This window comes from Sedimentisphaera salicampi (assembly GCF_002117005.1).
In the GTDB taxonomy this organism is placed as follows: Bacteria; Planctomycetota; Phycisphaerae; order Sedimentisphaerales; family Sedimentisphaeraceae; genus Sedimentisphaera; species Sedimentisphaera salicampi.
The window spans coordinates 1730966-1755979 of sequence record NZ_CP021023.1 but is presented as its reverse complement, the minus strand read 5'-3'; the positions used below and the strand labels follow the sequence as shown (position 1 = coordinate 1755979).

The window sequence follows — 25014 nt, the reverse complement described above, 5'->3', positions numbered from 1 at the left end:
AAGGTAGTTTAAATGGCGGAAATAAGCAGATTATCACTCTTTAAAAAGCTGGGCAGCCTGCCCTATAAGACTATAGAAAGCGCTACTGTTTTCTGTAAATTACGGGGCAACCCATATGTAGAGCTTGTGCATTGGCTGTATCAGATAGGGAATTTGCAGGACTCAGATTTCCACAGGGCGTTAAAATATTTCGATGCAGACCTCTCCAGGGTATCAAGAGATATCCTGGAGGGGATTGATTCGCTTCCTGGAGGCGCTACCTCTGTTTCGGATTTTTCGCCTCATATTGAAGATGCAGTTGAAAAGGGCTGGCTGTACAGCTCTCTAATGTTTGGGAACAATTTGGTCAGGACTGGCCATTTGCTTGTTGGGATTCTCAAAACAAGAGAGCTCAGCCGAATTTTTGTCAATATCTCAAAGGAATTTGAGAAGCTTGATGCAGAGCATTACTGTGAAAATTTTGATAAGATAAACGAAGGTTCGCCTGAGGAAAGCAGCCCGGAAGAAGCAGTTTCTATAAGTGATCGCGAAGATGTTTCGCCAGTTGCTTCTGAAGGTAAGACGCTTTCAAAGTATGCAGTTAATTTAACTGAAAAAGCACGTAATGGTGGTTTAGACCCGGTAGTCGGCAGAGATTCTGAGATCAGGCAGATGGTTAATATCCTCCTGCGGCGCAGGCAAAATAATCCGATTCTCACCGGCGAGGCCGGAGTTGGCAAAACAGCTGTCGTTGAAGGCCTTGCCTTGCGGATAGCGGAAGGCAACGTGCCTGATACAGTAAGCGATATTGACATATGGGGCCTTGATGTCGGACTTTTGCAGGCTGGGGCAAGTGTTAAAGGTGAATTTGAAAAGAGGCTCAGGCAGGTGATTGATGAGGTTCAGGCATCCAGCAAGCCGATAGTTCTGTTCATTGATGAGGCACACACTCTCATAGGTGCAGGCGGAAGCGCAGGTACAGGTGATGCGGCTAATCTGCTCAAGCCTGCTCTTGCCCGAGGTACTCTGAGGACAATTGCAGCCACCACTTGGTCAGAATACAAGAAGTATATCGAAAAAGACCCTGCCCTTACAAGGCGTTTTCAGGTAGTTCAGGTTGATGAGCCGGATGAAGCAAAGGCAGTTAATATGCTCAGGAACGTCGCCTCGTGTATTGAGGCACATCACGGCGTGCATATTCTCGACGAGGCTATCTCTGCCTCAGTTAATCTTTCAAAGAGATATATCCCTTCAAGGCAGCTTCCAGACAAGGCGGTGAGCCTTTTGGATACAGCCTGTTCAAGGGTGGTTATGAGCCAGAATGCCAGCCCTTCACAGATTGAATCCTGCCAGGCGGAACTGAGCTCACTTGAGACTGAAATGAAAATGCTCCAGCAGGAGATTTCAATTGGTCTTCCAAGAGAGGAAAGAAAGCTGGAGGTGGAAGCTGATATTGAACAAACTAAAGAACAGCTTGAGAAGCTACAAAGCGAGTGGGAAAAAGAAAAACAGATTGTTGACAAGATTGTTGATCTCAGGAAGAAGCTCGTAAACTGGGAAGACACTCAGGCAGGCAAGCAGGAACTCTCTGAAACGGGCGATGAACAAAATCCTGAACGTTCTGAGATTTATTCGCAGCTAGTATCAGCTCAAGAGGAGCTTCTGGATTGCCAGTCCGAGAGGCCTCTTGTGATGCCGGCAGTGGATACTAATGCTGTCAGCGATGTAGTTTCAGACTGGACAGGAATCCCTGTTGGCAATATGGTGAAGAATGAAGTCGAATCGATTCTTAATCTTCAGGGCAGGCTTCAGGATAGAGTGTTGGGGCAGGACCACGCCCTTGAAGCTATATCAAGAAGGATGCGTGTAAGCCGGGCACGCGTGGAAAATCCCAACAAGCCGATAGGAGTTATGTTTTTAGTTGGCCCGAGCGGCGTAGGTAAAACTGAGACAGCCCTGGCCCTTGCGGAAACACTCTACGGTGGTGAAGAGAGCCTGATAACCATCAATATGAGCGAGTTTCAGGAAGCTCATACCGTATCCACACTCAAAGGTTCTCCACCCGGATATGTGGGCTACGGCGAAGGCGGCGTGCTTACTGAGGCCGTTCGCAGAAAACCTTACAGCGTTGTTCTGCTTGATGAGGTGGAAAAAGCCCATCGCGACGTGCATGAGATATTCTTTCAGGTGTTTGATAAAGGCTATATGGAAGATGCAGAGGGCAGAAGCATAGATTTTAGAAACACTCTCATTCTGCTAACAAGCAACGTCGGAACAGATTTGGTAATGAATCTCTGCAAAGATCCTGATCTTATGCCGGAGCCGGAGGGGCTTTCAGATTCGTTGAGAAAACCGCTGCTGGAAGTTTTTCCGCCTGCTTTGCTTGGGAGGATGTTTGTAGTCCCATACTACCCAATCTCTGATGAAACATTGAGAAAAATCGTTGAGCTTCAGCTCAGCAGAGTCAAGAATCGCGTTGAGAAAAACCATAAAATCAACTTTGAATATTCCAGCTCTGTTCCTGAGCTTGTGGCGGCAAGGTGCAATGAATGCGACAGCGGGGCAAGGCTGGTAGAATCTATTATTACAGACTCTATCCTGCCTTCTATCAGCGAAGAGATCCTCAAGCGAATGATTAATAGTGAAGAGATTAAGAGCATAAGTGTTGATGCCGATGGAAATGAATTGAGTTATAAGTTTGGTTAGTGATGTCTGATGGCTGAGTTTACACAAAAACACAGAGAAATAGCAATTGGTACGCCTCTTGGAGATGACGTATTTCTTATTCAGAGCCTCAAGGCCTCTGAACGTATAGGCGATATGTTTCTCTTTGAAGCAGATCTTTTGAGCTTGGAAGATGTTGCTGCGGAGGACATTATCGGCAAGAATGTGTCTATAAGGTTCAACTGCGGCGACTCTATGCGGTTTTTCAACGGCTACGTGAAGGAATTTACCTTTGTTTCAAAGGGCAAGGAGTTTTCCGAGTATCGTGCGGCTGTAGTTCCTTGGCTTTGGTTTTTAGACCAGAATCAAGACTGCAGAATTTTCCAGAATCTTGCCATACCGGAAATAATAGAAGAAGTTTTCAAAAGCAGAAACATAAGTGATTATCAGCTTTCGCTCTCGGGAAGCTATGATAAGCTCGAATACTGCGTTCAGTATCGAGAGTCTGATTATAATTTCATAAAGCGGCTCATGGAGTTTGCCGGCATATACTTTTATTTCGAGCACCAGCAAGACAAGCACGTTTTAGTTATTTGCGATTCTTCAAATGCCCACAGCACCTTTGAGGATTATGAGAAGATTAAATTCAAGCTTGAAAGCGATCAGGAATACGAAGAGGTAATAGTAAGCTGGCAGAGGAAGATGTCTGTACTGCCGAATAAAGTGGAAATGAAAGATTATAATTTTCAAAATTCCAAGCAGGATCTTCTATCAAAATCCGACTGCGAAGGCAAAGGTGTTGATGGAAATATGGGGCGGTTCTTTTATCCTGCCGGCTTTGAAGAAATGGCAGCAGGGGATAAAGTTGCCGATATTCGTCTTCAGCAGATACGGGCAGGGGAGGAAGTTTGCATAGGTAAATCCTACAGCAAAGGGCTGCGCCCGGGCTATATTTTCAAGATGGAGGGATGCCCGCAGCAAGGCCAAAACAGGGAATACCTCACCCTTGAAACAAATTACAAGATTGAAGCTGGCGGCTTTGAAACAGGCCTTCGGGCGCACGATATTAGCTATCACTGCAACTTCAAGACTATGCCCACAGAAATCGACTACAGGCTCCCTCCAACAGCAGAGCATCCGAGAATTGAAGGCCCGCAGACCGCCTTTGTTACCGGCCCGAGCGGCGATGAGATATACACAGATAAACACGGCAGAGTTAAGGTTGTGTTCCACTGGGACAGATACGGCAAGCCAGATGAGAACAGCTCGTGCTGGGTTAGGGTGTCTCAGGGCCTCGCGGGGAATAAATGGGGCATGATAGCTCTTCCTCGTGTAGGGCAGGAGGTGATTGTTGAATTTGAAGAGGGCGATCCCGACAGGCCCATAATAACAGGGCGTGTTTACAACGGCCAGAATGCTGCGCCTTACAGCCTCCCGAAAAATAAGACTATTTCTACATCCAAGACAAATTCCAGCAAAGGCGGAGGCGGATTTAATGAAATCAGGTTTGAAGATAAGAAGGGCAGCGAACAGCTGTTTGTGCATGCCGAGAGGGATAAAGATGAGTATGTAGGCAACAACAGCTACACAACAATCGATGATGACAGCCATACAACTGTTGAGGGCAAAAGATTCGAAAGAACCAAAAAGGATTATCACGACAGGAAACACAAAGACTATTTTGAAGAGATAGGCGGGGATAAGAACTTGTCTGTTTCCGGAAATTCCGTTGCAAATGTTTCCAAAAACAGCTCGGTTCAGGTAAGCCAGACTCATCAGCTAAATGCAAAAGAGATAATCCAGGAAACTTCCACAAAGTTCAGCCAGAAATCCAAAGAGCATGTTGTTGAAGCGAATACAAAATATTCCGCAAAGGGAAAGGAAGTTTGTATTGAAGCAGCGAGCAATCTTTGCCTGAAAGCGGGGAGCAGCGTTATAAGCCTTTCCTCAAGCGGCATAAATATCAATGGAAGTATGGTGAAGATTAATTCCGGAGCCTATGCTTCCGCTTCAGGGAAGGCAGCATCATATTCAGCCCCCAAGCTTGCCCACCCTGCTTATGCTGTGGATGCGGATGATGGTTCGCCAGGCGCTCTCGGAAAGCCGAAAGACTTAAGCGGCCTTGAGCCCGATATTGTTCAGCTCTTGGCCCAAAAAGCCCCTGAGTATGTACCTGCTCCTGATATAGCATTGGGCTATATGGAAGGAGTTGAAGCCGCCGCCGGTGCGGGAGCCGGTGCTGGGATTACAAGGCCTGATAAAAAGTTTATTCCAATTCTTAAGTGCAGCCACGGAAGGGTTTCAGGCCCCTCGGGGATATTAGAAGTCGTTGCAACTCGAAATAGAAAGTTCAATCCTTTAACTGTAGGCGGTTCAGAAGAAGAAATCGGCGATGATGAAATGTTGGAAAATGATTATAATACATTTTCTCATAAGCCTAAGAATAGAACAGGTAATGAGGCTAAAAAACTATCAGATACAGCGAATAAGGTCAACAGAAAAACCAACAAAGTGTCAAAGCACACCAAATGGCTCCCGAAACTGGAGTTTACGGTTAGGGATGGTGAAAGCGATGAGATTACGGCCCTGGTAAATAAGGCCAACGGAACAAAGGTAAATGATGCAAAAGCTCAGATTGTTTCAAGAAACGCCTCATTAAAGAAATCAGCGGATAAGAAAGTTCCTGTTCATCGAGCAATTCATACACCTCAAAGCCCTTACGGGACCACTGAGACCATTTTTGATTTCAGTTTGTTCCGATTCCTTACCTGCCTGAGACAATATAGATGGATTACCAGCAACTGCTGCGAGAAATATACAGTAAACTACCTTATGCCGGATAAAAGCATTGATAAGCTTGAGATTCACAGTTATCCGGCGACAAGCGTAAAAATTAAGATTAGCACCGATTTTATTTCAAAATTGGTTAGTTCTGTCTCGGATAAATTCTTTAACCCTTTAGAAAGAGTATTAAGCAAAGGCCCAATATCAGTAGAATTTGATCTTGAAGTGGCAACAGGATTTGTATCTTTTGAATACTACTGGAGGGAGGCAAAGGACTGGAGATGCTGCTTAGTTCGAAAGGCAGAGGCCGGCTTGGACCCTCTTTTGGGTATAGGGTTAGTAGGCAAAGCAAGTTTGTTGGCTATAGCTGGGATGTTTTTCGGAATTCCACCGGCTATTTCGAAATTTCTCGGGAAAGCTTTGGCAGATATTTATCTCTTTTTAGATATTGCGCTTGAGCTTATTTTGAAAGGCTCAGCTGAATATCTTACTTATTATTATCCGAGCAAGAAAGAAGAAATAGAGGGAAAGCTATCTGCTATTGTAGGTGTGCCTCTTGAAATAGGCTTAGAAGCTAAGCTTGGTAACGAATATGTAGCTTATCTTGAATTGAAGGGTAGTTTTGCTACACGCGGTTCAATGGCAGCGCATGTAATAGCTGAAGAGGATTTGATAGGCTTCAGGCCTGAAATTAAAACGGACCCTGTTGTCGGCAAATTGTCATATAAAGCTACTGCACTTTGGATTTTTGATCGTTCAGATTCAATTCAAACCACCATAGTAGAAGAGAAGGTGATATACAGCAGCAGTGAGCTCGTAAAGATATGGCCTGTAGAGGAGAATAATTAAATGAGTGAAAAACAGAAGAGGCCTTATTACGCTTTGGACATCAGGGTAAAGGGAATAGAGTTTGAGCTGAAAATTAACGATGTATCTCTCTTCTCGGACCCTGAAGCAGAGGGATTAAAAGTTCAGTCTCCGGTAAACGACTGGCTTTTTGAGGGGCTGAATATATTTGATTTTATACTTTATGAGCCCAAACCACTTCCGAAGGCAAATGCGCAGCAGGGCGAGGAAAGTCAAGAGCCGGCAAAGCCTGAAATGTTAGTTAAACTGTCTTCAATAGATTTCAGCGGCGAATACCCACAGCCAGATGAGGTTCTAATGGAATGCAGATTTCCTTCAGAAGAGATCCCAAAGCTTTCCGCTATGCACACTAAAGAGGTGAAGTTAGAGGAAGCGCCCGAAAGCACTTTGTGGTCTCAGGCAGAAGATATTACAGGCAGAGAGCTTGAGGCTGAGCAGACGGCAAGAAAGATGATAAAGGAGTTTGCGGGCAGCCTTGAAAGCAGAAATTTTGAGGCTGCATTTGAGATGATGAGATATAAATTCAAGGAGTATGCAAGCGCAAACGGTTTTGAATTTGAAAGGATAAGAGAGGTTGTTCTTGAGCAGTACGCAATGATCGAAGAATTTGATTTCCATTATGAAGATGTTCCCGATTCAGCAACAGCCCATGTTATAGAAGGGGACGGTAGGATATTAAGGGTTTTCCGAAAGGATGACAAGCCGGCAGTGGTGTTTTCGAATCCCGAAGAAGATTCCTGTTTTGGCATACCGATATATATTGCAAGAATCGGCGGAGAATGGAAGTTCGTTAGGTGATTAGCAGGCTGAGAAAGTGAAATTTAGAATGATATATATATTTTTTGCAATTGTTGCGATTATTACTGTTTATTCTTTTATCAAATTTCTCTCAAGCGCAAACTGGGTAAAAACAGAAGGTGTGATTCTCGAATCACGAGTGGACAAATTTCATAACCGCAACATTGAGGATACTTTAAGGTATCAGTTTAAGCCTGTCGTTAGGTACAGCTATACTGTTAACGGAGCAGGGTACACAGGTAATAATATCTTCTCCGGAAGTAAGGATGTGCTGATGCACAGCAGTGCAGATGCTGAACAGATGATTGAGGATTATAAAAAGGATAAGATGGTGAATGTGTATTACAATCCGGAAAAGCCGGAAGAAAGCTGTCTGATAAGTGCTGGCTCGCTGCCTAAATCCTTTATCGCAGTTTTGGGAATTATTTTGCTGGTCATTGGTTCAGTTATTTTTATGGGAATCAAGTTCATCAATAAGGGTTGATTTATGCCGTTAGCAGCAAGAACAGGCGATTATCACAGTTGTCCGCAGGTTATACCGGGCAACCCCCCGATACCTCACGTAGGCGGGCCTCTCACCAGCGGGAGCGACTCGAGCGTTCTAATCGGAGGGATGCCGGCTGGTGTTGTGGGAACTATGGCAACCTGCACAGGCCCCACCGACAGTGTGGCCAATGGCGCTTCAACTGTTCTTATAGGCAATAAACCTGCTGCTTATATGGGTTCGGTAACTGCCCACGGAGGCACAATAACAGCGGGCTGCGGGAGTGTTATCATCGGCGCAGTGCCGGTGCCCCCTCCGCCTCCTCCTGTTCCGCCTGATGTGCCTGATTTGCCCTCAGCGTGGGAGATTGCAGGCGGGGTCATAGGTGCAGGAATTGGCGCTGTAGCCGGCGCTTTGCTTCCGGGTATTGGAATGAAGGAAGCAGCGATAGCAGGGGCGAAAATTGGGGCTGCTGTCGGAGCGGCCGCAGAAGCTGTTTTTGATACCGCAGTTGATACGGTAAACGCAGCAGCGGAGGCCACGATGCAGGCTGCAGAAAAAGCGGCCGGGCTTGCTGTGGAAGGCGCAAAGACAATCGGAAACGCTGTTACCGATGGAGCGAAGAAAGTGGGCAAAGCCGTTTCGGATGGAGCGAAGAAAGCCGCGGGTATGGTTAAAGACGGATTTAATGCTGTAAAGGGATGGTTTAGTTAACCGAAGGATTATCATAAATGGCTGATATAAGACACTACGACTACAAGTTTACAGTACCAGATAACTGGTTCGACGGCTCTACGGTTTCGTGGATCGGGCCTGCAGACGAAGGGTACTGCCCGAATATAACGATAACAAGGAATTTCCTCGAATCCGAGAAAACCTCAGGAGATTATTCTAAGGGGGTTAAAGATGCCTTGTCTTCTCAGTTTGGGGATTCAGGTTATGAGGTGATAAAAGAATACGATCTGACGGTTTCTGAAGAGATAGAAGCCGCAGCAAGGATACATAAATTTTATGTGGAAAAAATTGGATTTAAGGTTTGTCAGCTTCAGGTGTATGCCGTACGAGGGAAAGAAGCCCTAACGCTCACTTGTTCTGATAAGGAAGATACTTTTGAAAGTAACAGGGGCATTTTTGAGAATGCTGTTAATAGTTTTAAGTTTTTAGTGTAACTAAAAGAAAATGAGGTAGGATTATGACTCGAAAATTGATTACAAGTATGCTGGTTCTTTTTGCTCTTGCGTTAAGCAATGTTTGGGCAGCGCCCACTGAACCCCCGACAATTAGCCTCGATAACAATGAAATCGAGGAGAATAATGCTGAAGGGGAGCTGATAGGCAATCTAAGCTATGTGCCCAGCGACCCAAATTCTTCTGTAGCTTATTCGCTGGGAGGCGAAGATGCTGGGAGCTTCTCAGTTTCTGACAGCTCGCTTTATGCCGGCCAAACCAGCTTCGATTATGAAGCAGCTAATGCCTTTCAGATTGAGATAACCGCAACTGAGATTCCGGGGGGGGCTAAGGAAACCAAAAGCTTCACTATAAACATCATCGATGTTAATGAAGCTCCCACCGGTTTGAATTTATCCGGAACGAGTATAACCGAGAACGCATCTTCCGGCACATTACTCGGCTTTATATCAGCGGAAGATCCGGACGGCAAACCAGAGTTTGCTTTTTATCAATTTACGGTAGTGGATTCCTTGTATTTTTATGTTGATCAGGGCAAACTGAAGAATTCGCAGCCCTTGGATTACGAACAGAATAATTTTCATACAATTCAAATTCAGGCCGTGGACACCAATAAGCCTGCCAACACAATAACTGAGACTTTTACCATAACCGTTTCTGATACAAACGATGCTCCAGAAAATCTTACTCTGGACGAATCTGCTGTTGAGGAAAATCTCGATTCCCCAGCAATGGTAGGATCTTTCTCTGTTGAGGATGATGATCCGAATCAAACGCACTCATACAGTTTTGTAAGCGGTTTTGATGAGAGTTCTTTCACAATAGAAGGCACCAGCCTCAAAACGGCCGAATCGTTCAACTATGAGGAAAAATCCAGCTATACTGTTAAGGTCGAATGTACAGACAGCGGCAGCCCGGCAGAAAGCGTTGCTAAAGAATTCGAGATATTAATTGAAGACGTAAATGAAAAGCCGGTAAACCTCGCAATTGATAACTCATCAATCGATGAAAATGAGCCGGCAGGAACTTTGGTTGGGGATTTCACAGTTGATGATGAAGACGCCTCTCAAACGCACTCATACAGCTTTGTAAGCGGTTTTGATGAGAGTTCTTTCACAATAGAAGGCTCCAGCCTTAAAACAGCCGAATCGTTCAACTATGAGGAAAAATCCAGCTATACTGTCAAAGTTGAATGTACAGACAGCGGCAGTCCGGCAAAAAGCGTTACGGAAGAATTCGAGATAACAATTGAAGACGTAAATGACAAGCCGGTAAACCTCGCAATTGATAATTCATCAATCGATGAAAATGAGCCGGCAGGAACTTTGGTTGGGGATTTCACAGTTGATGATGAAGACGCCTCTCAAACGCACTCATACAGCTTTGTAAGCGGTCTTGATGAGAGTTCTTTCACAATAGAAGGCTCCAGCCTTAAAACAGCCGAATCGTTCAACTATGAGGAAAAATCCAGCTATACTGTCAAAGTTGAATGTACAGACAGCGGCAGTCCGGCAAAAAGCGTTACGGAAGAATTCGAGATAACAATTGAAGACGTAAATGACAAGCCGGTAAACCTCGCAATTGATAATTCATCAATCGATGAAAATGAGCCGGCAGGAACTTTGGTTGGCGATTTTACAGTTGATGATGAAGACCCGAATCAAACGCACTCATACAGCTTTGTAAGCGGTCTTGATGAGAGCTCTTTTGCGATAGAAGGCACCAGCCTCAAAACGGCCGAATCGTTCAACTATGAGGAAAAATCCAGCTATACTGTCAAAGTTGAATGTACAGACAGCGGCAGCCCGGCAAAAAGCGTTACGGAAGAATTCGAGATAACAATTCAAGATGTGAATGACAAACCGGTAATAGACCAGGGCGAACAGCTTGCCCATGAATCTTATGATTATGTGGTAAATTATATAAATTTATCGGCTTCGGATGAAGACAATACTACCAATGAGCTTAATTGGGAGATATCTCAAGACCCGAATTCAAATGGGAATGTTTCAGTCAAAGAAGATGACGGCCGGATCACACTGCGTTCTAAAGACGGCTATCAGGGCGATTATTCCTTTACAGTGAAGGTTGAAGACACCGAAGGCGGTGCTGATACGATCACTGTCAACGAAACAGTTTTAGCACCAATTGAAATATCTACTTCTGCTCAGCTTGCTTCTGTGGGTCAGAATGCCCAAATGCCTTTGAACGGCTCTTACACTCTTACTAATGATATGAATTTAGAGTCTCTGGAAGATTTCGAAATTGCTTCAGATCCAAATTCACCCTTCCTCGGTGTTTTCAACGGCAATAGAAAAGCCCTTTTGAACTACAAGCCGCAAGACCCCGCTTCCAGCAGCATATTCGGCGTTATAGGTAAAGATGCTTTAGTGAGAGATCTTAATGTAGAAGATGTTCAGGCCTCTTTCGGCAGTGTTGATTCTGCACCTTTATTTGCAGATACAATTCAAGGTCAGGTAAAACGCTGCGGACTTACCGGCCGGCTTTCTGCTGAGAATGTCTCCGGCGTGTTAGCTCCTTTTGCAGATGTGATAGGCGAGGGATCGGTTCTTGAAGATGTTTATGTTGCAGTTGATATAGAAGCAATGAGCAGCGGAGCAGTTTCAGGATTTGTTCGCAGCTTTGAAGGGGCTCTTACAAGATGCTTCATTTATGGACCTGCCTCTGGCAGCGATATATATGCTTTCAACTCCGAAGGATCCGCAGATTTTACAAACGCCTATTTTAATAATGAATATTTCTCTTGTTCTCAGGCCGTTGGCCTTGGCTCAATTGAATTCCAGGATGAGGCAAACTTCGCTGGATTTGATTTCGAAGGACCGGAAAGTCCTAATGCAATCTGGGCGATCAACCCGGACTACCCCGTCTTTGCATGGAGAAAATATTCCGGCGGCGGAACAGGAAATCCTGAAGATCCTTACCAGATTGTAGATCCGGAAGATGCTGTAGCTTTCTTTGAAGATAAGAACAACACTTCAAGCAGTTATGAACTTAAAGATGATATAGATCTGAGCGGTTTAGACACTGAGCCTATAGGCACTGTATCCGAGCCGTTTACTGGTGTCTTCGATGGCAACGGTTATACACTCGTCAACCCTGAATACACTTCCGATGATGAATTTGCCGGCTTGTTCGGTGTAGTTCAGGGAGGTACAATCAAGGGTGTTACGATAGAGAACCCCTCTAAGCCATCTGAGGCAGATTTTGAAGGCATAAGCTATTATGGCGGCCTTTGCAGCTACCTCTACAGTGGAACGATTAAGGACTGCCATGTTATTATGGATTCCGATAAAACCCTTGAGATTAACATCCCGAACCGTGAGAATCTGATTTGCTATGCAGGTTTGCTGTGCGGCTCAAATTACGGTGGAACGATTGAGCAGTCTTCAGTTTCAGGCAAGCTACTGCTTAACATAGAAGGCCAAGGGTATGAGCCTAAGGTAACAGTTGGCGGTTTTGTAGGTTCCTGCGACTACTCAAGCACCATCACAGATTGTTACGCAAAATCTGCTGTAGAGATATCCGCAGATCCAAACCTTAGTGCTGAAAATGCGGGGCTGTTTGCAGGCGAAAATTACGGAAACGTGAACAACTGCTATTCTGCCGTCTGGCAGGGAGCACAGGTTCCCAATTTGTATGGATTTGCAGAAGTCAATTTCGGTTCTCTGTCCAATGTTTATGCCCCGCCGCAACTCTCAGCATTAGGCTTAGGTAGCTTTGAAGGACTGACATCGCAAGACCTTACAGGCGTATTGCCAAAAACTTGGGATGATGAAGTCTGGATTCTGAATACTGAAGACACGCCTTCGTTAAGAAGCGAGGGATATCCTTGCGACTACAACTTTGATGAGATTGTGAATATCCTGGATTATATAGAATTTGTCAATCTATGGGTAGAAGGTTCTCAGAGGGCAGACCTGAATGAAGATAATACAATAAATTACGAAGACTTGACAGTATTTATGACATATTGGCTTGATTCAAAATGATGACCACAAGCCGTTTGTGATACATCTGAAATGTGCTAAGAAAGAATAATGTTTTTTGAATCGGGCAATTTTAATAAAAAACACTTGCCGGAAAGATATCGATGTGTTTCCATCGATTGTCTTTTCGGCAATGGTGTTGTGAATCCTGCGGTCCTAATAAAAAAGGCGAATGCAGGGGGCTGGAGCTTCGTTCCTGCCCACAGCAGCCATGCCGCGCAGACTTACACAGGATGCCTTTTAGACGGCAAAGGCAATATATTAGACTGGCTTGATATCTGTATTCAGCAGTTTGGATGGACAAATGTGAGCAGGGAGTTTATCGGCAATAATAATATAGATCACAACTGGCAATCTTGGGCCGAAAGTATTTTACAGCAAGACGAAACCTCATTTAGCTCAGGCTTTGAATTCAAGAATCCGTCCCCTCTGTTTATAGATTTGGAAAAACAGGTTTCGATTTTAGCACAAGATTCACAGGGAAATGCGTTATCGCTTTGCAGGGACGATAAGAGCTTAAAGGATAACTCTCAAAACCCATATTGTGAAGGACTTGATAGGTGGCTCATAAAGGGTGATTCTAAAGAGCTTGTATGCGTTGTTGATAATAGAGGCAAGCTTATTGATTACAGGAAAGTCTTAGGAAAGTTAGGCTTTGAAGACAGCAGCAGATATTTACCCTTTAACTTACCGTGCGGACACATCTTAATTAGAAAACGCCTCCCCATTTCATTTGAAGATGCCTTGAGGGTTTTAGATGGATTAGAACCTGAAAACCAGGAATCTAAAAGCTTCTGGAATATGAATCTTTCTCTTTCCGGGGTGAGCTCGTTAGAAAATTCAGAGCTTTATCTTCAGGGCGGAGCTGAATACCAGAAAAGCATTGAGGTGTTGCATTTGAAGCTGCTGTTCATAGGGCAAATGTTTGATTCTCTTCTCGTTTTCTTTGAAAGTGCCAAAAAGCCGCATCTTGGTTTAGATGGTGAAAGCTGGAAGTTTGATATTAATTTCTCCAAAAGTTTCCCAGCTCTTTGGACACTGAGCCCAAAACTTGCCGCTGTTTCGAAATCGATGAGCTCAAAAGAGATTGGCTCGGCTCTGAGGTTTTATGTGCCTTTAGGCACGAAAGATATTTCTTTATATAAACCGGCCCTTATGGATAAGTATGCTTCTGGGAAATTGAAAATAAGGATTTTCGATGTTAAGGAAAAATCAGGCAGATTTCAGGTTAACGGCCTGATAGAAGAAGAAGCAGATTTTGACAGTTTTAATGCAGTTGTTTTGAGGCTTCAGATACCTTTGAATAAGCCTTTAGAATTTTATGCAAAGGTTTTCAAGAGCCGCAAGTACCCGGGCAGATGGGAATTGGTTTCAGAGAGTCTCTCCCTTGATGAGGACACATTGAGCAGTTTGTCAGGATTTAGCGGCATACAGCTTACAGGATGCAGCTATGAAGCCTGGCCTTACACCGGCCTCGCCTGCGATTGCTATTCTATGGCCTTAACAGCAATGAGAATGTTTTATTCTCTTGAGATTGATACCTCCGAAATTCTGGCAAGTTTTCTCTCTCTGTGCAGCAGGCTTGATAATTCCGAAGGCGGGCTCAGAGATAATATCCTTAACGAGCTGAGAAGCAATCCCGGATGGCTGAAAAAACTGCCCGTTAAAGGCCTCGATAAATCATTAGAATGCCCGATTCTTCTGGAGCTCTGGACTGATATCTTTGTGGTTATTGCAAAGCTTTTACCTGAAGCAGTTGAAGAGAGCGTGAAATATTCTGAGGACATCTTAAGCTGGAATCCCGGAAAAATTTTAGAACCTTACGTAAATCAGTTCAAGGCCTTGGCTAAGAAATCAAGGCTTCTTATTGTTGCAAACTGGGAGAGGAATAATTTAGTTAGAGAATCGATTAGACAGCTTGAATTAGATTAAGCTGAAGCTTTTATCATTTTGACCTCGATTCGATGCCTGACCTTGATTTATGTTTATATCTTTTTTAATGATTGAAGCTCCAGCTTTTTTTTTCTTGAATATTGAAGAGTATTATTTTATGCTTTATTCATAAAGAGCTTTCAGTTTTTGGTAAGATCAGCTATTTTTATAAGGATAAGACTATGTTAAAAAGAGTAATATTTTTGTTTACAGTTTCATTTGCGGTTTCCTTGTTTTCAGGGTGTTCTCCTCACTCTTCCAAAATCCACGTAAGAGCGGACAAACAGATTACAGAAGATAATTCTTTCGAAGTGCATGTGTTCGGGGTAAATCCCACGGAAAAGAAGAGAGTTTTGAATATGTCGATGACTGAATACTGGCAGCCGGGAAGTCAGATGATGAGGGCATACGAAAATAGGCGGGTCGTTCTGTATTTCGGCAAGGAAGAACAGAGGTCTTTTGTTATTTCGAAGAATAATTTTGAAAAACAATGGCAAGAATGGCAGAGGATTAATGCGAGCGATATTGTAATTTTGGCGGATATGCCTATCAATCCTGAAAGTCCATTTCAAGATAATTACGGCAGTGAAGATATAAGGCGTCTTTGCGCTCCTTTCAAACCGCAATGCTGGGAGTTTGGGAGGGTTGAAATTGAGATTAGCAGCGGAAGCGGTATAATAGCTACTAATTTTAAGCCTGAAGGAGGAATGTTCTGTGACTGCGAGATTGAATAGGCATTTCTCAGATGAAATATTCTTTAGGGAAAAAAATATATTCATTAGGCATCTTTGAATATTACGAAGCAGTTCTGCCGGCTTCTGGAGTAGAGTGTATAGCTAAAGTGCTGGAAGATGATTTCATCTTTGATGATGAATATGGCTTTTCATATCATAAGAAAATTTTAAAGAAAGAGTATCAAGTCCAGAAAGAGATCCGCTCAAAATCTTGGGCAGATGTCTATGGGTTTGCTGAAGAGCAGAGACGCTGCATACTTTTTCTTGAAAAATTTGACCAGTCACTCAACGAGATAATTGAAAGACATCTTGAACTTGGAGCAAGGGAAGTGGTGTTGATTGTTGACTCCCTTGCCAAGGCCTTGGCTGATCTGAAAGATCATCATTCATGCCCTGCGGGGGATTTGTCTCAGAATAATGTCTTTTTCAACGTAAACAAAAAAGGGTCTATTAAGCGAGTCGCTTTGAGGGAGGTTTCTGTTGAGAACTCTTCCTTTCAGGGCGATCTTGAGTCTTTAGGGCAGCTTCTCTATTTAATGGTTGCAAGGAGAAATCCGCCTGCCAATTTGGCCAGCGCTAAGTCAGAGGAATGGAAAAGGTTTGGCAGAAATTCAGAATTATTTTTCAGTGTATTCAAGAAGTTAAACAGCTCTGGTGCGCCCGGCAGTGATTACAAGCTCGGAGACCTCCTGGGCGATTTGTACGTACTGAGATGCAGTCTTGAAAAAGGCAGGAAAAGATTAAAAAATTGCGCAGGCGCCCTTCTGTTTGCGGCAGCAGTTTTTTTAGCTTCATTTGCGGTAAAAAAGTTCTTACGCAGCTTCAAGGAAAATCAAAGGCAAGGCAAAGTAGATGAGATTGCAGAAATCTCTCTGGAATGCAGCAAATGGTCTGCGGTACTTGAAAATCGAAATTTCGAATTATTAAGAAAAAGTTATTCTGAATACGAGGAATTTGTAGAAGAACTGGAGAAATCAATATCTCCTTTAGTTTTGGCCGAAGAAAAAGATTGCGATGTTTCAGAGCTGGCGGGAACCGATTCCATCCTTGAACATTACGATGCTATAAAACAGTCTCAGGATGCGATGGAAGAATTGAAAGAGCGTTTTGAAGTCAGCGAAGACTCTGTTTTTTTTCTGCTTTGGGATATTGAGGACAAATTTGACTTCAGTTTTGAATTCCAAAAGACCGTCATTTCTCCAGATAATATTAATGAGAGTTTGAAACATTATTTAAATAATTTTTCTGAGCTGGAAAGTATTTTGCGATCAGCAGATATTTTTGGCCAAGCCCCTAATTTTGCAGAAAAATACAAACAGGAAGCTGCGGAGGAGCTTAACAGCGTAATAAGTTTCAGCGGGGGAGTTTTGGAGATTGATGCATTAAATAATGATCAGCAGCCTTGGAATAAAAATATATTAGACAAGCTTGCAGGTAATTCAAAAGAGTATGAAATTGAGCTTTGGGACAAAGAGAATAAATCAGAATCCTTTGAAAAATTCTGCATGTTATTAGAAGATTACAAAAAAATAAGCATATCTGAAATAGTTGATTTGGATCAAGTCGAAGATCTGGGGGAAAAAATTGATGAGAAAAAAAGATTTGCCAAAGAAAATAAAAGTCAGCTTGAAAATCCGGTTACTTACAGAGATAAACTTAGCGATCTTGAAAAGAAATTAACATCGGAAAAACTTAAGAAATATATTGAAGATGAAGGTTACGCACTTATCTCAAAAAACGAATCGATTATCGAAGAAGTGTGTAATAATTGGACAGAAAAAGGGGGCAATAAACTTTCTGAATTAGCAAAAAAGCTTGACAATAAAGTTTCAACTCCCGAAGAATGGCTCAGCAATCAGAGAAATTATGGTGGTTTTGAGGATACGCCTTTCAACCGCTTTTGGAAGCTTTGTTTAAATGATTATTTCCCAGACAATGAAAAACTTTCAAATATTAAAAAAGAGGATTTTGAAAAAAGAAAAGGAGCTGTCGAAGATTATAAATCTGCTCTGAAGTCGGTTTCAGGTGAATGGACTGAAATACAGAGAAAGGTAGAACAATTTGAACTGCCTTCTAATTACTTGTATTTCTGGGAAAATCATCACGAGAGCGAGCTTGAAGAACTAACTGAGAAGGGCAGCAATGATTTTGAGAAATTAATTGATAAGTTAAGTAATATCAATCAAGAACATTTAAGCTCTGCTGAAGATATGCAGAATTTTTATGAAGATATGCAGAATTTTTATAAGGAAGCTAAAAGCCTGCAAGCTGATAATCTTGATTTTTCTGAAGAACCAAAAGATCTGGACGCTGACTTTTCTAAATTTGATCCAAATGGCATAAACAGCGAATTCAAGGAGGAAAATAGCAGTTTCAGTAAGCTGCTTACTTTCTGCAAAAAGTGCGGCGAATTTCTTGATCATTCATCTAAAGATTTTAAGAAAATTTTAAATGGTGGGCTTGAAGCTGAATTTTTCAAGGATTTGGAAGATAGGCATAAGAAATACTTGTACTATCGAGCCTGGGTAAGTATAGGTGAAGGCAATGAAAGCTGGCCGCAAGAAAAAGATGAGAAGAAGATTGAGGATAAAGCTCGTGAGATAATCTATAAGTTCGATATCGATAAAACTATGTACAGCAGCGTTGTGCGGAAAAGGAACCAGATTTACGAAGAATATCAGAATAATTTGGAGCTTCAGAAGATTCGGGAGACTCTTACCGGACAAATTGTTAAGCTGAAAAAAATTTTCAGCGACGTTCAATTTGAAGGCTTCGATAATTTTATCATTGAACTAAAAGATGTATCAGGCAGTTCGAAAGACTCGTCTGAACTAAAGACTCTTAAAAACAGTCTGGAGAAGGTTACCAGCCAGCTAAGTGAAAACAGAGATGATTATCACCTTGAAGCTCTTGCCAAAGATGAGTTTGAAGAAAGTCAGATTGATTTGGAAGGTTACAGAAAACTGCTTGAAGAAGTTGATGTCAGCGATTTTAAGATATTAGAAAAAGACTGGAGAAATTCTGCCCTAAAGGATATCGAGAAGCAGCTTGAAATATGCAAGAATTCTGAAGGAAGTACAGGTTCTTTAGACGAAACAAAAGGCGAATTAAAAGACCTGAAAGAAAAGGTTGAGGGTTCGCTGGAATCTTACCAATCAATCAAGAAGAACAGGAGTAAGATAGAATCCCTTCGTAAATATGAATATGATGATAAAACAATCCCGAAAAGAATAACTGAAATAGCCGAGTACCTGGAGGAGTTTCAATATCTGAAACTGTTGAATTTTGATAACGGTAAAGTCGTCTTCAATCCTGCCCAAACACCTAAAAATATTCGTGAACATTACATTCCAGTTAATAGAGTTGCCAAGCTGGAGTTTGAAGAGCTTGAAGGGGAAGACTGGGAGGAGCTGAAAGATGAAGAAAGCGATCTTGCCCGGGGCTTTTTTGCTGAAATAAATGAAAATGGCAGCTGGCCGGATTACATAAGGTGCAAAAAGGATGATTCCTTGATTTTCAAATATATTGAACTTGATGGCGGCCCTGCCTATGTGTCTATTTCAGAGATTACCAATTCTCAATACGAGAAAATTTCAGGAAAAGAGGATTCTGAAGACAAACCTGAGCTCCCTAAAACTGATGTAAAATTTAATGATGCTCAAGAGTTCTGCAAAAAAATTGAGGCTGATCTTCCCACAGTTGACCAGCATGAAGAGCTGGGCAAACATATTTATAATGAGATAAAGAATCTTGAAGGAGAAGCGGAAAATCCATTTCCGGAAGTCTGCAATTTGATAAATGAGCAGGCGGGAGAAAAGTTCGAAGATGCTTCTGATTTGAAGGAAGATTTATGGAAGGACAAGATTATAGACTCTAATACTTACAATAGTTTCGAAGTAAAAGAGGAATGCTTCACTACAGGCGGTAAAGGCGATAAAAAGCCTTCAAGCTGTGAAGACAGAAAACCAGACAGAAACGGTCTTTATGATGTTGTTGGCAATGCTTGGGAATGGGCAGCAGGACCCAGCGGAGAACCTTATGTCTGCGGTTTTTGCCTTTTAACGCCCCGCAGCGTGATGGAAGAAAAATATAGTTGGAGCCATAAAGATGAAGGCAAAAGAATTGGTTTCAGAGCATTTATCAATATTCCGCAAAATTAATATTCATCCTTAAGCTTTTGGCTGCACAGTTTATTTTGTTTTCCATAAGCGGCGGAAGGTGGGTCTGGGTTTTGCGAGCTGAGTTTTCAGGGATTCTTCGGCCTTGTCTGCCTGCCTGCTATTATCTTGACTGATATGCTTTATTCTTTAACATCTAAATTGTCCCGTTAGAAGTACAAAGCGGGTTCTGTTTATTTGAGGATCGACATATGAGACCAAAACACTATCTTGTTATTTTATCGATGGTAATGCTGCTTTTCGGCTGTTCGGAGCAGGCGAAGGTTAAGAAGCCTGAAGAGCAGAATAAACCTCCTCTCCGGCTCAACAGCACGATAGGAAATCTCTGCAATCTCTACGCTCCGGACGGCATAGCTGTAGAGGGTTTCGGATTAGTGGCAAACCTCAACGGCAACGGTTCGTCTGAGTGCCCAACCCGGGTGAGAGAGTATATGATAAAATACATCCAGCAGATGCTCGGCGATGCAAATCGTCTTGAAGCGATGCGAATGCTTCGTGATGAGGATAATGCGGTTGTCAGGGTTTATGGATACGTGCCGGCAGGAGCGAGGCGGGGGAGAAAATTCGACCTTTTCGTAGAAGCCCTGCCCAGCACTCAAACCACCTCGCTCAAGGGAGGAAGCCTCTACACCTGCAATCTAACCTCCCGCTCTCGGCTCGGCGTAGAAGGTGCGAAGATTCTCGCAAAAGGCAAAGGGCCGGTGTTTATAAACTTTGCAGGCAAAGACAAGCCGAATCTCCGAAAAGGATACGTTATCGGAGGCGGGAAATTTCAGGAAAGCAACAGGCTGTATATTGAGCTCAAGAGGCCGAATTACCGCCTTGCCGCTGTAATCCGAAACAGAATCAATGAGCGGTTTGGTGAGAAAACCGCCAAAGCCCGCAGCTCGCAGATTGTAGATTTAAATCTCCCCAACGGCTATAAACAGAACTACAGCAAATTCGCCAACCTTGTTGAGGCTCTATACCTCTATGAAAACAACAGCTCTTTGCAGTCAAGGATAAAAATCCTTGCCAAAAACCTTACAGAGCCCCGAAATCCGGATATCGAATACGGCCTTGAGGCAATCGGAAAGCCAGCGGTTAAAACGTTAGTGCCTTATCTCAAGCACGAAAAGCCGCTTGTACGTCTTCGTGCTGCCAGATGCCTTGTGAATATGGGGTATGCTGATGCAGGCTCTGTGCTTGTAAAGCTGGCGAAGATGAACCCCTCGCCTTATAAGTATGAGGCGATTGAGGCGATTGGTGAATCAAGTGCCTCGGCAACAGTGAAATCGCTTTTGAGGGAATTCCTTTCAGACGATGATTTTCAGGCGAGGCTGCTTGCATACAAGTATCTCAGCGAGGCATCTGATTTGGCTGTGATGCCAAAGCTCACATCTGCCGGCTTCCGCATAGACACAATGCTCGCCAAAGAAAGCGAGCCGCTTATATATATCAAAAGGAAAGATCAGCCCCGAATAGCACTTTTTGGAATTAACATACCGCTTGGGCAAAACGTATTTCTCTCGCTGGATAAAGGCAATCTCCTGCTGGATAACCCCGCGGGTAAAGATCAGATTATGATGCTTCGCCAGCATCCCGATCAGAAAGGGGTTATAGGGCCGATTTATGCAGATTTTAATGTGGAGAGCCTTATCAGCAGGCTTTGCGATAAAACTGTTAAATCCAGCGGCGTGCGAAGCGGGCTCGGCCTTAATTTCACTGAGGTTGTGCGCGTGCTAAATGAGCTGGATAAAAAGGGAGCGATAAAATCAAAGCTTATGCTCGGGCCTCTGCCGGAGATGCCGGAAAGAGCCAATACAATTGAAAAACTCAATGAATAGCCCCGAAATATATGAGACTGAATAAAATAATACTTCACGGCTTCAAGAGCTTCGCAGACAAAACAGAATTTTCTTTTGAGGACAGCATAACGGGAATTGTAGGCCCGAACGGCTGCGGCAAAAGCAACGTTGTTGATGCGGTAAAATGGGTCTTGGGCGAGCAGAGCAAGAAGAGTCTTCGAAGCTCGCAGATGGCCGATGTAATTTTCAGCGGCAGCAGCAAACGCAAGGCCTCGGGCATGGCGGAAGTTGTAATGATTTTCGGAGATGTTGACGGCGAAGGCAGCGAGCTCCAGATTACCCGCCGACTCTATCGAGACGGAGACAGCGCATACCTTATGAATGGGAAAACCTGCCGGCTCAAGGATATCCGCGAGCAGTTTATGGATACCGGCGTGGGCGTTAGCGCGTACTCGATTATTGAGCAGGGTCAGATTGGCCAGCTCCTTAGCGCATCAAAGAAAGAACGCCGCATGATATTCGAAGAGGCTGCGGGGATAAGCAAGTTTAAGGCGCACAAGAAGGAAGCTCAGAGAAAGCTCGAAAAAACAGAAGAGCGGATGCTCAGAGTGGCTGATATATACAACGAGGTGCAGAAGCAGCTCAGGAGCGTCAAGCTTCAGGCGGGCAAGGCCAGGAATTATGTCGAGTATAAAGAGAGGCTTGATAAGCTTCGCCTCCAGTATTACCTTGCCGAATACAAACGGCTCGAAGACAGAAAGACGCAAACCGAGAAACAGCTTGCCGGCGTGAAGGAAAGCTGTTCGGAGGTGTTCAGGGAGCTCTCGCGGCTGGAGACTCTTCAGGCTGAGCTGCAGAATTCTCTTCGTGAGAAGGAGCATACTATCAGCAGTAAAGACGGCGAGATAATTGCAGTGAAAGGCAGGATTGAACAAACCAGCCAGCGGGCGGATTTCCTGATGAACAGGCTTGATGAACTTTCTAAGCGAAAAACAGATGCCTCAAAGAGAATCTCAGAGCTGGATAACCAAAAGGCAATGCTTGAGGCTGAGGTTTACAGATGCGAGAATGAGCTTTCTGATGTTGAATCACAGGCTCAGAGCAAGCAAGACCAGCTTTCAGAGCTTCAGGAGCTTCTCAACGAGGCCGAGCTTGATGTTTCCAGCATCAATTCACGCATAGAAGACCAGAAGACTCAGGCTCTGGATGCCGTACGCAAGACAACCCAGATCAAAAACGAAATCCAAAACTCTCAGAACAGAGCTGAAAACCTGATGATAGAGAAGGAAAGGCTCTCTAAGAGCGTTGATTCTCAGCAGACTCAGCTCGAATCTTCCCAGCAGGATAAAAAGCAGAAGCAGAAAGAGCTCGAGGATGTTAAATCCCGCATTGAAGAGCTCAGCGGCAAGCTTGAGGCAAATAAGGATATGATCGAAGAGCTTAACGCCGAGATAAGCGAGAAGGTGAATCAGGCCGCCTCGGAGAAGCAGGAGAAGAGCGCATTAGAAAGGGAGTACAGGCTTCTCAACGAGCTGGAAAAATCCAACGAGGGAGTGGGCAAGTCTGTAAGCCGGCTGCTGGATGAGGTGGAGAAATCCCCCGAAAACTACGGATACATCTGCGGACTGGCTTCAAAGATATTCGAATCAGACGTAAAGCATTCGGTGGCCGTGGAGGCGGCTCTGGGTGAAATGGTAAACTGGCTGATTGTGGAAGACTCGAAGAGCTTCGTGAAAGACTGGAAGCCGCTTGCCGATAAGTCCGGCCGGCTCGGAGCAATAGAAAAAGAGCAGCTTCCAGCAAGCCCCTCCGGAAGCAGTGAACACCCGAGGCTTTCGGAATTTGTCCGGTGCAGCGATGAGTTCAGCGGACTCAAAGACAGGCTTTTCTCGAGCTTTATCTTGGCAGAGGATATAGATAAGGCCTTGCAGCTTAGAAACGAGCTCAAAGAAGACGAGCAGGCGGTAACCCTTGCAGGCGAGATTGCAGGGCAGGGAGGAAGCGTTAAATTCGGCAGAGGTTCGGGCAGTCTCGGGATAATATCCAGAAAGAGCCGGATGAACGAGCTGAATAAAAAGATTGAAGAGGTGGAAGGGCGAATCGCCGAAATTGAAGCCGGCATAGATGAGAACAACAGCCGTCATAAGGAGCTCTCGGAAACCGCCTCGCAGATTGGAAGCGAGATAGAGCAGGCAAATTCAGACCGCTACAAGGCGCAGTCAAGCCTGCAGCTGGTTGATCAGGCGATTGAAAATATCCAGCGAGACCTTCCCGAATCCCAAAGAGAGCTGGAGGGCATTGATGAGAAGATTCGCGAGGCCGAAAAGAGCAAAGAGGAAAATGAAGCCCAACTCCAAGAGATAGAGCAGCAAACCAGCTCCAGTGATTCTCTGCTCGAAGATCTCCGCAGCCAGAGCGAAGAAAAACAGCAGTACAAAAACGAGCTCAATTCGCAGGTTACGAACCTCAGGATCAATATCGGTCAGGATACAGTGAAGCGAAACGCCCTCAAGCAGGAGCTAAGCGGGCTCAAGGGCAGGATTGAAAACGTAAAGCTGAACATTAAATCTGCCCGCAGCGACATTGAAGGCGGGGATGAACAGATCGAGAGCACCACTCAGTCTGTACTGAATGCAGAATCCGATCTCAGCGAGCTGTACTCACGAAAGGAGAACCTCGCTGATGAGGCATCTGAGTTGCGGAAAAATGCCTCTGAGCTTTTCGAGAAGCTCTCTGAAACAGAGAAAGACCTGAAAGAGAAGAAAGAGTCTAACGCTGAAGGTGAAAATCGTGTGCACAAGCTCGATCTGGATTTGAACGAAACGAAAATAAAAATCGAAGACCTGATTCAGAAGGCAGCAGACGAGCTCGAGATAGACATAACAACTCAGCAGCAGGATGATGAACAGTTCGATGAGTCTGAGGTAAACTGGGACGAAATCAAGCAAGAAATATCCGATCTGAAGACGAAAATCTTCAGGCTCGGGAATGTAAACGTTGATGCGATAGACCAGCAGGAAGAGCTCGAAAAACGCGAGGCCTTCCTCTCCGAACAGATTGATGATTTAACCGAAAGCAAGAACAAACTTTCGGAGCTGATAAACCGGATCAACGTGGAAAGCAGGGAGAAATTCCAGGATACATTCGAGAAGGTGCGTCAGAACTTCAAGGAGATCTTCCGCAAGCTATTCGGCGGCGGAAAGGCAGATGTCCATCTCGACGATGAGGACGAACCGGATATTCTCGAATGCGGCATTGAAATCATCGCTCAGCCTCCGGGCAAGGGAGCCAAGGCTATCAGCCTTCTCAGCGGCGGCGAGAAGACAATGACCGCAATCGCGCTTCTTTTCGCCATATTCAAAACAAAGCCCTCGCCATTCTGCTTTCTCGATGAGGTGGATGCGGCGCTGGATGAAGCGAACAACGAGCGTTTCAATATGATCGTGCAGGAGTTTCAGAAGGATTCGCAGTTTATTATTGTTACCCACGCAAAACGCACAATGAGCATTGTGGATAAGCTCTTTGGCGTTACAATGCAGCAGCAGGGCGTTAGCAAACGTATTACTGTTAAATTCGACAGTGAAGATACCGACGCAGCTTAATTTGAAAGCGA

12 protein-coding genes are annotated in these 25014 nt (G+C 44.1%); all 12 read left to right on the top strand.

All coding sequences use genetic code 11. The features are described 5' to 3' along the window. The first annotated feature begins 12 nt into the window (after positions 1-12). The 12 genes from tssH to smc all read left to right on the top strand — a co-directional run bounded on the left by tssH (position 13) and on the right by smc (position 25003). Positions 13-2685 carry a type VI secretion system ATPase TssH gene (gene tssH / locus STSP1_RS06610; protein ID WP_085755595.1) on the top strand — a complete coding sequence of 891 codons (2673 nt, stop codon included), beginning with the start codon at positions 13-15 and terminating at the stop codon, positions 2683-2685. A gap of 9 nt (positions 2686-2694) precedes the next feature. Further along, complete coding sequence (locus STSP1_RS06605) at positions 2695-6276, top strand: type VI secretion system Vgr family protein (protein ID WP_085755594.1); 3582 nt, start codon at positions 2695-2697, stop codon at positions 6274-6276. Continuing rightward, complete coding sequence (locus STSP1_RS06600; protein WP_085755593.1) at positions 6277-7092, top strand: hypothetical protein; 816 nt, start codon at positions 6277-6279, stop codon at positions 7090-7092. It abuts the gene before it with no gap. 28 nt (positions 7093-7120) lie between these two features. Beyond that, positions 7121-7576 carry a DUF3592 domain-containing protein gene (locus STSP1_RS06595; protein WP_085755592.1) on the top strand — a complete coding sequence of 152 codons (456 nt, stop codon included), beginning with the start codon at positions 7121-7123 and terminating at the stop codon, positions 7574-7576. A 3-nt stretch (positions 7577-7579) separates the two neighbouring features. Continuing rightward, the gene (locus STSP1_RS12615) at positions 7580-8290 is read left to right on the top strand and encodes a PAAR domain-containing protein (protein WP_085755591.1); all 711 of its coding nucleotides are present in this window, start codon (positions 7580-7582) and stop codon (positions 8288-8290) included. A gap of 17 nt (positions 8291-8307) precedes the next feature. After that, a complete protein-coding gene (locus tag STSP1_RS06585; RefSeq protein WP_085755590.1) occupies positions 8308-8745 on the top strand; it encodes a DcrB-related protein in 438 nt (145 codons plus the stop codon). A gap of 23 nt (positions 8746-8768) precedes the next feature. Further along, entirely contained in the window at positions 8769-12773 is a 4005-nt protein-coding gene (locus STSP1_RS06580; protein WP_085755589.1) for a cadherin domain-containing protein, read from the top strand. A 48-nt stretch (positions 12774-12821) separates the two neighbouring features. After that, complete coding sequence (locus STSP1_RS06575) at positions 12822-14702, top strand: hypothetical protein (RefSeq protein WP_085755588.1); 1881 nt, start codon at positions 12822-12824, stop codon at positions 14700-14702. Between the two features lie 182 nt (positions 14703-14884). Beyond that, positions 14885-15436 carry a hypothetical protein gene (locus STSP1_RS06570; RefSeq protein ID WP_085755587.1) on the top strand — a complete coding sequence of 184 codons (552 nt, stop codon included), beginning with the start codon at positions 14885-14887 and terminating at the stop codon, positions 15434-15436. 1085 nt (positions 15437-16521) lie between these two features. Continuing rightward, positions 16522-19596: an SUMF1/EgtB/PvdO family nonheme iron enzyme gene (locus tag STSP1_RS06565; protein WP_161491646.1), complete on the top strand. Its 3075-nt coding sequence runs from the start codon at positions 16522-16524 to the stop codon at positions 19594-19596. Positions 19597-19805: 209 nt separating this feature from the next. Beyond that, positions 19806-21440: a flagellar basal body P-ring protein FlgI gene (locus STSP1_RS06560; RefSeq protein WP_085755585.1), complete on the top strand. Its 1635-nt coding sequence runs from the start codon at positions 19806-19808 to the stop codon at positions 21438-21440. An 11-nt stretch (positions 21441-21451) separates the two neighbouring features. Then, positions 21452-25003: a chromosome segregation protein SMC gene (gene smc, locus STSP1_RS06555; RefSeq protein ID WP_085755584.1), complete on the top strand. Its 3552-nt coding sequence runs from the start codon at positions 21452-21454 to the stop codon at positions 25001-25003. Positions 25004-25014: the final 11 nt, after the last annotated feature.